General features: G+C 69.5%; 8 protein-coding genes. All 8 read right to left on the reverse strand.

Features of this window, described 5'->3' with window-relative positions:
• Nucleotides 1-20: 20 nt before the first annotated feature.
• Nucleotides 21-3,593 carry a glycoside hydrolase family 32 protein gene (locus OG878_RS10890; protein WP_328886598.1) on the reverse strand — a complete coding sequence of 1,191 codons (3,573 nt, stop codon included), beginning with the start codon at nt 3,591-3,593 and terminating at the stop codon, nt 21-23.
• Nucleotides 3,594-3,675: 82 nt separating this feature from the next.
• Nucleotides 3,676-5,187 (reverse strand): glycoside hydrolase family 32 protein, encoded by a 1,512-nt coding sequence (locus OG878_RS10895; RefSeq protein ID WP_328886599.1) that lies wholly within the window; start codon nt 5,185-5,187, stop codon nt 3,676-3,678.
• Nucleotides 5,184-6,236, reverse strand: coding sequence for an ATP-binding cassette domain-containing protein (locus tag OG878_RS10900; RefSeq protein WP_328886600.1), 1,053 nt, complete (start codon nt 6,234-6,236; stop codon nt 5,184-5,186). The genes OG878_RS10895 and OG878_RS10900 overlap by 4 nt, the downstream gene beginning before the upstream one ends.
• Nucleotides 6,233-7,198 (reverse strand): ABC transporter ATP-binding protein, encoded by a 966-nt coding sequence (locus OG878_RS10905; protein ID WP_328886601.1) that lies wholly within the window; start codon nt 7,196-7,198, stop codon nt 6,233-6,235. The genes OG878_RS10900 and OG878_RS10905 overlap by 4 nt, the downstream gene beginning before the upstream one ends.
• Nucleotides 7,199-7,201: 3 nt before the next feature.
• A complete protein-coding gene (locus tag OG878_RS10910; protein ID WP_328886602.1) occupies nt 7,202-8,122 on the reverse strand; it encodes an ABC transporter permease in 921 nt (306 codons plus the stop codon).
• A gap of 14 nt (nt 8,123-8,136) precedes the next feature.
• Nucleotides 8,137-9,114, reverse strand: a complete 978-nt coding sequence (locus OG878_RS10915) for an ABC transporter permease (protein ID WP_267006452.1) — start codon at nt 9,112-9,114, stop codon at nt 8,137-8,139.
• A gap of 86 nt (nt 9,115-9,200) precedes the next feature.
• A complete protein-coding gene (locus OG878_RS10920; protein WP_328886603.1) occupies nt 9,201-10,883 on the reverse strand; it encodes an ABC transporter substrate-binding protein in 1,683 nt (560 codons plus the stop codon).
• 75 nt (nt 10,884-10,958) lie between these two features.
• Complete coding sequence (locus OG878_RS10925) at nt 10,959-11,951, reverse strand: LacI family DNA-binding transcriptional regulator (protein ID WP_328891204.1); 993 nt, start codon at nt 11,949-11,951, stop codon at nt 10,959-10,961.
• Nucleotides 11,952-12,146: the final 195 nt, after the last annotated feature.

A 12,146-nucleotide genomic window follows, 5' to 3' on the forward strand; every position in this document is an offset into this window, starting at 1 on the left:
TAGGTCGGCCTGGTCGGTGGTTACAGCTGCTTCACGTACGTGTCCTGGTAGGCCGCCCTCCCTCCGAACACGTTGAGGCCGATGTGTCCGCTCGTGTACGTCGTGTCCGTCACGTCGATGATCCGCTCGCCGTTGAGGAACACCTGGATGCGGTCGCCCTCGGTGAGGATGCGGACAGGGTAGGTCGTGCCGCGGCGGAGCAGGGCCGGGACGCGGGCGAGGGCGGCGCCGTCGTCGAAGAAGCCGTTGGCCTTGGCGACCAGGCGGATCACGCGTAGGTCGGGGTCGATGTTGAGGCAGTAGGCATCGGTGCCGTCGGAGGAGGCGCGCCAGAGGAGGGAGAGGGCGCCGCCCGTGTCCGGGTCGGGGCCGCCGAGCCGGACCAGGGTGGTGAGGTCCAAGTCCGTCGCCGTGAGGGACGAGATCGCGTTGGAGTCCTTGTCGAAGCTTCCGGCGCGGCCCGCGCTGTCCGTCGACCAGCGACCCGCGGGGGTGATCGTCAAGTTGCCGAGGTCCGAGCGGAATTCACCGCCGGTCGGGGCGGCCACCAGCGGCTTCACCCGATCCACCAGGCGGAAGGTGCTGTCCAGCCTGTGCACCTTGAGCGACTCGATGTGTGCGGTGCCGCCCTTGGCGTAGAAGGCCATGCCGTCGGCGTCCGGGCCGGGGAAGATCAGGCTGGTCACGGCGGCCTGTCCGTCCCCGCCGAATGCCTCGAGCGAGGACGAGTCAACGTACACGCGCAGGGTCACGCGGCCGTCGGTCGTCTTCATCGGCGCGACCGTGCGGCCCGTGAAGTACTGCGTGAAGTCACTCAGGCCCGATGCCGAGCGGTCCACGAACAGCTCCTGCGCCTCCGCGTGGTATCCGACCGTCGTGTGCTGGTCGTCGTCGGTCCGGAGCCGGAAGCCGATCTCTGTGGCGGTGCCAAGGGTGATCTCGGCCTCGATCTCGTAGGCGATACCCGTGACACGTGTGAGCGGATTCGCCGAGTCGGGGCCGACGGAGAGGTTCTTGCGGGTCGTGGCAGAGGAGCGCAGGGCGGTCAGCTCGCGGACCGGGCGCTGCACCAGGCGTACGCCGTCGGCGGTGTTCGTGAGTGTCAGTTCGCGGGGGGTGCTCAGCTGGCCGTTCCAGCCGCCGGTCGGGGCGCTGAAGGGGTAGTCCCAGTTGCTCATCCAGCCGAGCCAGACGCGGCGGTCGTCGGGCAGGCCGTAGAAGGACATGGCGGCGTAGTAGTCACGGCCGGAGTCGGCGCGCAGGACCGTGCCGGCCTTCTGGTCGGGAGTGAAACCGGTGCCGTTCCAGTCACCCGTGAAGTACTGGGCGGCCGAGCCGTTCGTGGCGCGTACGGCACCGGTGCTCAGGGTGAGGACCCACTTCACCTTGTCCTTGTCGCCGTCGACCGGCAGCGGGAAGAAGTCGGGGCACTCCCAGACGCCGGGCGTGGCCCAGTCGCCGTAGCCGAAGGAGCTGACCTGGGTCCAGGTGAGTAGGTCGGTGGAGGTGAAGAAGCGGATGTGGTCGCCGCCGGAGACGACCATCAGCCACTGGTCGTGAACCTCGTCGCGGATGACCTTCGGGTCGCGGAAGGTCCAGCCGGCGTCGAGGCCGCCCGGGTTCTGCACGGCCGGGGTCGAGCCGCCGTGCAGCTGCCAGGAGCGGCCGTTGTCCCTGCTGTACGCGATGCGCACGCTGGCGTTCCCGCCCATCTTGTCCGGGTGGTAGCTCGTGTAATAGGCGATCAGGCCCGAGCCGCCGTCGAAGAGACCGGAGGTGTCGTCGGCGTCCACGACCGCGCAGCCGGTCCAGCAGTGGCCATAGGCGTTCCAGGGCAGGGCGATCGGCAGGGGCTGCCAGTGGACGAGGTCGGTGCTGACCGCGTGCGCCCAGCGGCCCTCGTCCTGGTGGAAGAGGTGGTACTCGCCGTCGTAGTGCAGCAGGCCGCAGGGGTCGCTGGTGGAGCCGGTGAGCTGGGAGTAGTGGTACGTGGGGCGGTACGGCTCGGTGAAGTAGTCGGCGGTGCTGTGGACCTCGACGTTCTGGAAGTACGACGTCCCGTGCGCGGCGGCGGTGCCGAAGGTGGCGCCCTTGGTGCGGGACACGCGGGTCTTGAGCGCCCGTACGCCGTCCACGTACACCTCGATGGTTCTGCCCATCGCGCGGGCCTCGACGCGGTACGTGCTTCCGGCCGTGATGCGCCGGACCGGGCCGGAGGCGGAGGCGAGGCGGGCGCTGGAGGAGCGGTCCAGCAGGACGACGGCGTTGCGGCCGGCTTCCAGGCGGGCTTCGTAGCCGCCGGAGCCGTTCGCGGACGCGCGCAGGACGAGGCCGGCCGAGGAGGAGCGGTCGCCGGGGGTGATGTCGGCTCTCGCCACCAGGTCGCCGTCGGTGGAGGGGGCCGTGCGCAGGCCGTTCTCGCCGCGGATGCCGCGCAGGTCGGGGGTCCAGGTGCCGGAGCGGGCCGTCCAGCCCTGGAGGCCGGTGGCGAGGTCGGCGGCGGCGATGTTCTCGAAGGACACCTCGCCGGCCAATGCCGAGACGGCGAGTCGGCCCTTGGTGTGGGTGGAGTCCTGGGCGGTGATGACGGGGCTGTAGCCGTCGGGAGAGAAGAAGTTGGTCTGCCAGTGCACGCGCAGTTCGTCGTGTTCGGCTTCGATGCGCAGGCGGTAGACCGTGTCGGCCTTGATGGTGGTCGCGTAGGTGCCGAGGGTGACGTTGCCGTCGATGCGGTAGAGCCTCAGCCTGCCCTGGTCCGCGTCGACTTGGACGCCGTATCCGTGCGTGGCCGTGGCGTCGGTGCGCACCAGCAGTGAGGCGATGGCGGAGGCGTCGTGCAGGAGCAGGTCGGCCTGAAGCGCGGTGTCGTACGTCTGGGTCGTGCTGATGGCGCGGGCGGTGGCTCCCTGGGTTGTGGCCGCGCGCCAGCCCAGCGGACTCGCCGTCCAAGTGCCGCCGCTCGTGGTCCAGCCGGTGAGGTTGGTGGTGACTGAGGAGAGGGAGGGCGGGCCGAAGGTGACCTTGCCGTCCTGGGCGAGCAGGCCCACCGAGCCGGTGTCGTGGCGGTGGTCCTCGGCGTGGAGGAGCCGCTGGCCGTCGACATGTACCGTCAGCTCGGGTCCGTCGACTGCCACTTCGAGGTCATGAGGTCTTGCGGTCCGCGCTCCTGGAAGTGGAGCGGTGGCGAGTGTGTCGCCGCCGGCCAGGTCGTAGAGCCGTATGCGGGAGCGGCCGGGGTCGAGGGCGATCGCGTATCCGGTCGAGCCGTCGAGGGCGGCCCGGAACACCAACGCACCTACGGAGGAAGAGGATTGGGGCGTTATGCGGGCCGTGTACGTGCCCTTGGCCGCGAGTTGCTGCTCGGACAGGGCGAGGGCGGGCCCGCGACGGCCGGCTGTCGCCTTCTGGCCGCCGTCGGAGGTGCGGGTCCAGGTGCCGGTGACGGGGATGGGGTCGGGAATCGGGGTGGCGGCGGGGGTCGCTCCAGCGGCGCTCGGGGCGGCGGCCTGTGCTGCGGGGAGGATGCCTCCGAGAGGGAGCAGGGTGGCGGCGGTTCCTCCGGCGAGCAGGAGGGTACGGCGGGACACGCTCATGACGGCTCCTGAGGGAGAACAGGGAGGGGGCCACGGCCCGGGGGGACGTCCACCCCGCGGGCCGTGGTCGTGTGTAAGACGGTCACGGCCACAGCGGCCGGGGTCCGTCGGTGAAGGCCGACGCCATTTGCCAGGCGTCGAACCGCTCCAGGGCCACGTCGCCGTCGGCACCGATACCGACGCCGACGGCCTCGTCCGGGCGGGTGGGGTAGATGCGGGCAGTCAGGGCACGCCCGTTGGCGAAGATCTCCAGTGCGGAGTGGTCGACGAGGACGCGCAGGTCGACCCGCCCGTCGGGGTCCAACGGCAGTTCGCCGTACCGGGGTTCGGTGTCGACCGTCGGGTCGAGGCTGCTGCTCTCGCGGTGCAGTCGGAGCGTGCCCGCTCCGTCGTGCGACCGGCTCACCTCCACGACCGTGCGTTCCGCGCCGTCCGGTGTCTCCCGGACCACGAGCCGGGCGGTCGCTCCGGTGCCCAGGCGCAGGGTCGTCTCGATATCCAGCTGCTCCCCGCGCACGGCGGGCAGCCGGCTGTACGGGTCGGCCAGCCGGCCTGGAGCCACCTCTACGCGCTCCCGCCGCAGCTCGGTCAGCTCCGGCACCGGGGCCTGGTGCAGGCCGCCGTCCGTGGCGGGCGTGACGACCCTCGGCAGGGACATCACACCGCACCAGCCAGCCTGCGCGTTCGCCTCGTCCGTCCGGCCCTCCTGGAGCCAGCCGAACATGATGCGGCGGCCGTGCTCGTCGCCGGTGGACTGGGGGGCGTAGAAGTAGCGGCCGCCGTAGTCGAGCCGGTGGAGGCCGGTCGGGGTGAAGGTGTCGCCCTGGTAGCGGCCGGTCCAGTACAGGGAGTGGTGGGTGGTGCCCTCATCCCAGGCGGAGAAGACCAGGACGTCGGCGCCGTCGATGCCGAAGAGGTCGACGCACTCCCACATCGTGCCCGTCCAGTCGAGCTCGCCCCGGTTCTGCGAGGCGTCACCCGTCAGCAGCGGGCCGACGTACCGCCAGCTGCGCAGGTCGTCGGATTCGTACAGGAAGGCCGTTCCGCCGGCGCCCCGGATGCCCGAGCCCACCAGCTGGCGCCACACCTGGCCCTCCTGCCAGACGCAGTGGTCGCGGAAGGCCGTGATGTCGGTGCCCTCGGGCGGGGCGGTGATGACCGGGTTGGCCGGGTCCTTGGTCCAGTACCGCAGGTCGGCCGATCCCCTGGCCACGCAGGGGAGTTCATGCTCGCCGTGCCTGCCGGAGTAGACGAGTGTGGGCACTCCCCCGTCGTCCACCAGGACACCGGACCAACAGCCGTCACGGTCCGGGCCGTCCGAGCCTGGCACCAGGGCGACTGGCTCATCGGCCCAGTGCACGAGGTCGATACTGGTGGCGTGGCCCCAGTGGATGCGGTGGTGGGCGGCGGCGAGCGGGTTGTACTGGTAGAAGAGGTGGTAGACGCCGTTCCAGTGACTCAGCCCGTTGGGGTCGTTGAGCCAGCCGCCGGGCGAGGTGAAGTGGAAGCGGGGGCGGTGGGGGTCGCGCAGGGCGCGTTCGGCCAGCCCCTCGGCGGTGGGGGTGCCGGAGGGGAGGGTGAGGTCGTGGGTCATGCGGCGGTGGTCTCCGCTTTCTCGGTGTCGTCGGTGGCCTCGCCGTCCGGCCGGTCGGTGGCCTTGAGGACGCGGCGGGCGATGTCGGAGGTGGGTGCGCGCAGGTGGCAGCGCACCCAGTGGGGTTGTCCGTCGTTCTCGCCGACGATGTGGCGGACGGGGTCGGTGCGGCTGCACGCGCCGTCGTCGCCGTAGGGGCAGGACGTGGGGTTGAGGATCGCCTCGCGGAGCCTGGCGCGCTCGACGGGGTCGTAGCTGCCGGCCCGTTCGGGGTCGGGTACGGCGGACAGCAGTAGGCGGGTGTAGGGGTGGGCGGGGGCGTCCATGACGGCCAGTGCGTCGCCGCCCTCAACGAGTTCGCCGGCGAACATGACCATCGTGGTGTCCGCGAGGTAGCGGGCGGAGCCCAGGTCGTGGGTGATGTAGAGCATGGCGATGTTCCGCTCGTCGCGCAGGCGCCGCATCAGGTTGAGCACGCCGACGCGCACGGAGACGTCCAGCATCGACGTCGGTTCGTCGGCCAGGATCAGGCGCGGCTCCACTGCCAGCGCACGGGCGATGGAGACGCGCTGACGCTGGCCGCCGGAGAGTTCGTGCGGGTAGGACTGGAGCATGTCCTCTGTCAGGCCGACCGTCGCCATCAGCTCGCACAGCGCCTCGCGGGTGGCGGGGCGGCCGTGCACCACGAGGGCCCGGGTGAGGAAGTGCTCGATGCGGTGGACCGGGTTGAGCGAGCCGAAGGGGTCCTGGAACACCATCTGGACCTTGCGGCGGTACGCCCGTGACACCCGGCGCCGCTCGGTGCGCAGGACGTCCTCGCCGTCGAGCAGCACCTGTCCGGCCGAGGGCTGTTCGAGGCGGGCGAGGCAGCGGGCGATGGTGGACTTGCCGCTACCGGACTCGCCGACCAGGGCGGTGATCCGGCCGGCCGGGAGATCGAAGGAGACGTCGTTGACGGCACGGACGCGGCGCCGGGAGAAGACGGTGCCGACCTGGAAGTCCTTGGTCAGGCCGCGTACGGAGAGCAGGGGTTCGGTCGGTTCGGTCATCGGGAGGCTCCTTCCGGACTGGGGGCCACACTGCGGGCCACCCAGCGGCCGGGCGCGACCTCGCGCAGGTCGGGGATGGTCATGGAGCAGTCCGAGCGGTCCTCGGGACAGCGGACGTGGAAGCCACAGCTGTCGGCAGTGCGCGGGGCGTCGAAAAGGCCGGTGAGTTCGCGGCGCGGGCCGGTAAGCGGCGGGAAGGCGTTCATCAGCGCCTCGGTGTACGGGTGGAGGGGCCCCGCGAACAGGTCCTTGGCGGCGGCGAGTTCCACGATCCGTCCGCCGTACATCACGCCCATGCGGTCCGACAGCTCGACCATCAGGGACATGTCGTGAGTGATGAAGAGGATGGAGAAGCCCAGCTCCCGCTGAAGGTCGCGGATCTGCGCCATGATCTCCTGCTGCACGACCACGTCGAGCGCGGTCGTCGGCTCGTCCATGATCAGCAGTCGGGGGCGGAGCGCGACGGCCATGGCGATGACCACGCGCTGGCGCATACCGCCGGACAGCTGGTGCGGGTACGCCTTCAGCCGCCCCGGGTCGATGCCCACCAGCTCCAGGAGCTCTCCCGCCCGCTCCCGCGCGACCCGCTTCTTCAGCTTCTCGTGGGTGGTGAAGATGTCGACGAACTGCTCGCCGATGGTCAGAACGGGGTTGAGGGAGTTCATCGCCGACTGGAAGACCATCGCGATCTCCCGCCATCGGAAGGCGCGCAGCTCACGCGCGTCCAGGGCGAGGACGTCCCGCCCCTGGAAGCGGATGCTGCCCGCGGTGATCTCCGCCGGGGGCTTCAGCAGCCGCATGACCGCGTTGGCGATGGTCGACTTGCCGCAGCCGGACTCTCCGGCGAGGCCGAAGATCTCTCCGGCGCCGATGGAGAAGGAGACGTCGTCGGCGCCGACCACGGTGCGCCCGTCGCCGCGGTATTCGACGCGCAGGCCGCTCAGTTCAAGTACGGGTTCCATGGCTCAGCCCCTCCTCTCGCGGCGGGCACGGCGGTTGCGCAGCCTCGGGTTGGTGATCTCGTCGACCGCATAGTTGACCAGCGCGAGCGCGAACGCGACGAGCGCGATGCACAGTCCGGAGGGGACGAAGGCCCACCAGGCGCCGGTCATCAACGCGCCGTCGTTGCTGGCCCAGTACAGGTTGGTACCCCAGCTGACGACGCTGCTGTCGCCGAGCCCGAGGAATTCCAGGCCGGCCTGGGCGCCGATGCCGAAGATCACGCAGCCGAGCAGCGTGGTCATCACCACGGACGCCATGTTGGGCAGGATCTCGCGGAACATGATCCGCAGCGGGCGCTCCCCGGTGACGACCGCGGCGGCCACGAAGTCCTTGCCCCGGATCGACTTGGCCTGCGCGCGCAGGACCCGGGCCGAGCCCGCCCAGCCGGTGACGACGAGGACCAGGATCACGGTGGAGGTCCCGGGCGGCAGGAACGCGGCCAGGATGATGAGCAGCGGCAGTCCGGGCAGCAGCAGGAAGATGTTGGTGACCAGGGTCATCGCGTCGTCCACAATGCGGCCGAAGTAGGCGGCCGCGAGGCCGACGACGATGGCGACCGCGGTCGCCACCAGCCCCACCGTGAACCCGACGAAGAGCGAGCTGCGCGCGCCCCACAGGGTGAGGGCGAGCACGTCCTGTCCCTTGGCGGTCGTACCGAGCCAGTGTGCGGCCGAAGGGACCTGGCTGCCCGTGGAGTTGATGAGCGACGGTTCACCCGGGACGAGGACGGGAGCGAGCAGAGCAAGGAGAGCGAAGAGAGCGAGCAGCATCAGCCCGGTCATCGCCTTCTTGCTGTCGGTGAGCTGGCGTAGCAGTCCGCGCCGGCGGGAAGGGCGCGCGGGGACTGTCGGCGTGGTGGCCGTTGCGATTTCGATGGCGGTCATGTCGGCAGCCCCCTTCAGCGGACGCGGACGCGCGGGTCGAGGCGGACATAGACGAGGTCGACGAGGAAGTTCGCAATCAGTACCGCCGCCGTGATCGTCAGGAAGATGCCCTGCATCAGCGGGTAGTCCAGGCCCTGGACGGCCATCAGCAGCTGATAGCCGATGCCGGGGTAGGCGAACACGACCTCGGTGAGCAGGGCGCCGCCGACGACGAAGCCGAGTGCCATGCCGAAGTTGGTAACGGAGGGGAGCAGGGCGTTGCGGGCGGCGTAGCGGAACATGATTCGCGAGGGGCTGAGCCCCTTGGCCTCGGCCATGGTGATGTAGTCCTCGGCCGTCGTGGCGATCATGGTGTTGCGCATGCCGAGCATCCAGCCGCCGATGGAGACCAGCACGATGGTCAGCGCCGGCAGCACCAGGTGGGTGGCGACGTTGGAGAGGAATTCGCCGTTGAAGCCGGGGGTCAGGCCGACGTCGTAGGCGTGCCGCATCGGGAACCAGCCCAGGCTCACCCCGAACAGGTACAGCGCGCCCATCGCCAGCCAGAAGTACGGGAAGGAGCCGACGAAGATCAGCAGGGGCGGGAAGGCGGAGTCGAGGACGCCGCCGCGCCGCCAGGCGGCGACGATGCCGAGCAGGTTGCCGAGCACGGCGGCGATGACGAGCGCGACGCCACCGAGGAGCAGGGTCCAGCCGATCTGCGAGCCGATCACGTCGGTGACCGGGGTGGGGAAGCGGGTGATGGAGATGCCGAGGTCGCCGGTGAAGACGCTCTTGACGTAGGAGACGTACTGCTCCCAGAGGGGGCGGTTGTCGAGGCCGAAGAGTTTGCGCAGCTGGGCTATCTGGTCGGGCTGCATGGTGCCCTGGGCCTGCGCGAACATCCGTGAGACCGGGTCGCCCGGCATGAAGCGCGGGAGAACGAAGTTCAGGGTGATGGAGGCCCAGAAGGCGAGCAGATAGAACCCCAGATTGCGCAGGATGAGACGCACGGGTCGTGCTCCTGTCGGTGGGGGTGCGGGAAGTCGGTGGCGGGGCGGCCGTCCGGGGAGGAGGACGGCCGTCGGTTCGCCAGGCGTCAGCCCTTGACGGGCTTCAGCGACGTGAGCACGAGGATCGTGCTGCCGTTGCGGTTGCCGAGGGTGGCGTACGGGTTCTCTTCGGTGGGCCAGCCGGTGAAGCGGGCGTCCGTGTACGCGCCCCACTCGGGGCCGGTGAACAGCGGGACGACGGGCGCGTCCTTGTTGTACAGCGCCTGCAGACCATTCATCTGCTCGCGCTGCGCACTCTCGTCCGTGGCAGCGGCGAAGGCGTCGATGAGCTTGTCGGCCTTCTTGTCGCCGAAGCGGTGGTAGTTTTCCGTGGCCTGCTTGCCGACCGGCTGCACCATCTTGGTCGACATCACGCCGCGGAAGTACTCGTACGGCGTGGCGCCGTTGTTGCTCCACACGATGCCGGTCTCGAACGTGCCGGTGTTGTACGACGACGAGACCGCCGACCAGTCGGGCGTCTTCACGATGGCGGTGATGCCGACCTTCGCCAGGTCCTGCTTGATGATGTTGGCGACCGAGATCCAGTCGGAGGAGGCCGAGCCGACGGAGATGTCGAGCGTGAAGTTCTTGCCGTTCTTCAGCTTGCGCTTGCCTCCGCTCTCCTTGTAGCCAGCCGCATCCAGGGCCTTGGCCGCCGCGTCGGTGTCGTACTTCGTCCAGGTGCAGGAGGCGGCCAGCGACGTGTCACGCCACTTGTCGTAAGTGCGGGCCATACCCGTGCAGTCGGCGGGTTCGGCGTAGCCGTTCATCGCGACCTTGGTGACCTGGTCACGGTCTACCGCCATGCTGAGCGCCTTGCGCACGGCCGGGTCGTCGAAGGGGGCCTTGGTGGTGTTCAGCTGCCAGTTGATCATGGCGCCGGTGGCCGGGAACCAGTAGTGGTTGTGCTTCTTGTCCTTGACGACGAAGGACTTCTCGATGTCCGGGATGAACGACTGCGTCCAGTCCACCTCGCCGTTGGTGAAGGCGATGTTGGCGCTGTCGTTGCCGGAGAAGGCCAGCATCTGGATGCCGGCGATCTGCTGCTTCGCCGGCTGCCAGTAGTCGGGGTTCTTGCGCAGCTCGTACGACTGACTCTGGAACTTCTCGACCTTGGTGTACGGGCCGGTGCCGACCGGGTTCGGGTTGGTGAACTTCGCCGGGTCCTTCACCTTGGACCAGATGTGCTTCGGCAGGATGTAGTGGCCGCTGATCTCGAAGAAGGCGGTCGAGAACGCCTTGTTGAAGGAGAACTTCACCGTGTGGGCGTCGACCGCGGTGACCTTGTCCAGGTAGTCGAAGCCGCCCAGCACCTTCTTCTGGAGCTCGAAGGTGTAGACGACGTCGTCGGCGGTGAGAGCCTGGCCGTCCGACCACTTGACGCCGTCGCGCAATGTGAAGGTGAGGGACTTGCCGTCCTTGGCCTGCTCCCACTTGGTGGCCAGCCACGGCGTGTCCTTGGCATCCGCCATGCTGTGCACCGCCAGCGGCTCGTAGACCGCCTGCAGGGTCATAGGGGCGGCCTGCGGGGAGAGCGGGTTGAAGTTGCGCGTGAACGTCGCCAGATCCTCGCGCGGGATGGTGAGCAGCTGGTCGCCGGAGGTGTCACCGGCGCCGGCAGTGCCCGAGCCACCCGTACAGGCGGACAGGACCAGGGCTGCGGCGGCGGTCGCGGTGACCGCTCTCAGGACGGCTCGGGGCCGCCGTGAAGGTATGCGGGAAGGTGCCATAATGGAGACTCTTTTCCTCTCTTCAACACACAGGGCGAAGACTGGGATGGGATTCCTCGGCGGGCTGATTAGCGGTCAGACCGACGAGCGTTCGAGCAGCGGGCAGTCGATCGTCACCCGGTGGGTGTCGAGCGGCTGCCCGGCTGCGAGAGCGGCGAGCATGTCAATGCCCTTGGTGCCCATGGCCTCGAAGGGCAGGGCGAGCGTCGTCAGCTTCGGCCGCAGATAGGCGGCGATGAGTTCCTGGTTGTCGAACCCCACCACGGCCACGTCGTGCGGGATGCGCAGTCCACGTTCCTTGATCGCGTCGTACGCGCCCATCGCCATCCGGTCGTTTCCGCAGAACAGCGCGGTCGGCCGGTCGCCGGCCGGGCGGTCCAGCAGTTCGCAGGCGGCGGTATAGGCGCTGTCGGCGGTCGCCCAGCCGGGGACGACGAGGGAGGTGTCGGGGGTGATCCCGGCCTCGCGCAGGGCACGTTCGTACCCTTCGCGCCTGCCGATGGCGGCCGGGATCGCCGGGTCGAGGTTGATGAACCCGATGCGGGTGTGACCGGCATCCAGGAGCCGGCGGGTCGCCTTGTATCCGCCCGACACCTCGTCGGGCAGGATGCACGGCAGCTCACCGTCCGCGTCGTAGCAGTTGACGAGCACCGTCGGCACCTCCCGGGCGGCCTTGGGGAGCGTGACGGCGCGGTGCCAGGTCGTGGCGTACAGCAGCCCTTCCACCCGGTGCTCCAGCATCTGGTCGAGCGCGGCGGCCTCCTGGGCGGGATCGCCCTCGCTCGCGGCGATCAGCAGGAACCTCCGGTCACCCCAGGCGCGGCTCTGCGCGCCCGTGATCACCTCCCCCGCGAACGGGCCGGTCACGATCTCGGTGATCAGCCCGAACCACCCGCTGCGGTTCGCGGCCAGCGCCCGCGCCCCGGCGTTGGGCCGGTAGCCGAGCTCGTCGATCGCCTCCAGGATCCGCCGACGGGTCTCGTCAGGGATGGAGGCACCGGGCTTGTCGTTCAGGACGAAGGAGACCGTGGTCCGCGAGACACCCGCATGGCGGGCCACATCGCTCATGGTCACGCGATGCGTCCTGTTCGTGGCCACTTCCAGTCCCTTTCGGCTAGCCGGAGACGAGACACCGCCTCCAGTTTCGCGCTTTAATAACGCGTGTTACTTCCTTGTGGCAGGGAAGTTACGTCCGTCTTGAGCGGCATGTCAATACCTGCGCAATGGGCTGCATCGGGCCACCGTCCCGGTGCCCTTCGCCAC

This window comes from Streptomyces sp. NBC_00316, assembly GCF_036158715.1.
Taxonomy (GTDB): Bacteria; Actinomycetota; Actinomycetes; order Streptomycetales; family Streptomycetaceae; genus Streptomyces.

What these genes read in the sequence shown, in the direction of transcription:
- OG878_RS10905 (WP_328886601.1), bottom strand. Translation starts at nt 7,198, where the DNA reads ATGGAACCCGTACTTGAACTGAGCGGCCTGCGCGTCGAATACCGCGGC.
- OG878_RS10910 (WP_328886602.1), bottom strand. Translation starts at nt 8,122, where the DNA reads ATGACCGCCATCGAAATCGCAACGGCCACCACGCCGACAGTCCCCGCG.
- OG878_RS10925 (WP_328891204.1), bottom strand. Translation starts at nt 11,951, where the DNA reads ATGAGCGATGTGGCCCGCCATGCGGGTGTCTCGCGGACCACGGTCTCC.
- OG878_RS10890 (WP_328886598.1), bottom strand. Translation starts at nt 3,593, where the DNA reads ATGAGCGTGTCCCGCCGTACCCTCCTGCTCGCCGGAGGAACCGCCGCC.
- OG878_RS10895 (WP_328886599.1), bottom strand. Translation starts at nt 5,187, where the DNA reads ATGACCCACGACCTCACCCTCCCCTCCGGCACCCCCACCGCCGAGGGG.
- OG878_RS10900 (WP_328886600.1), bottom strand. Translation starts at nt 6,236, where the DNA reads ATGACCGAACCGACCGAACCCCTGCTCTCCGTACGCGGCCTGACCAAG.
- OG878_RS10920 (WP_328886603.1), bottom strand. Translation starts at nt 10,883, where the DNA reads ATGGCACCTTCCCGCATACCTTCACGGCGGCCCCGAGCCGTCCTGAGA.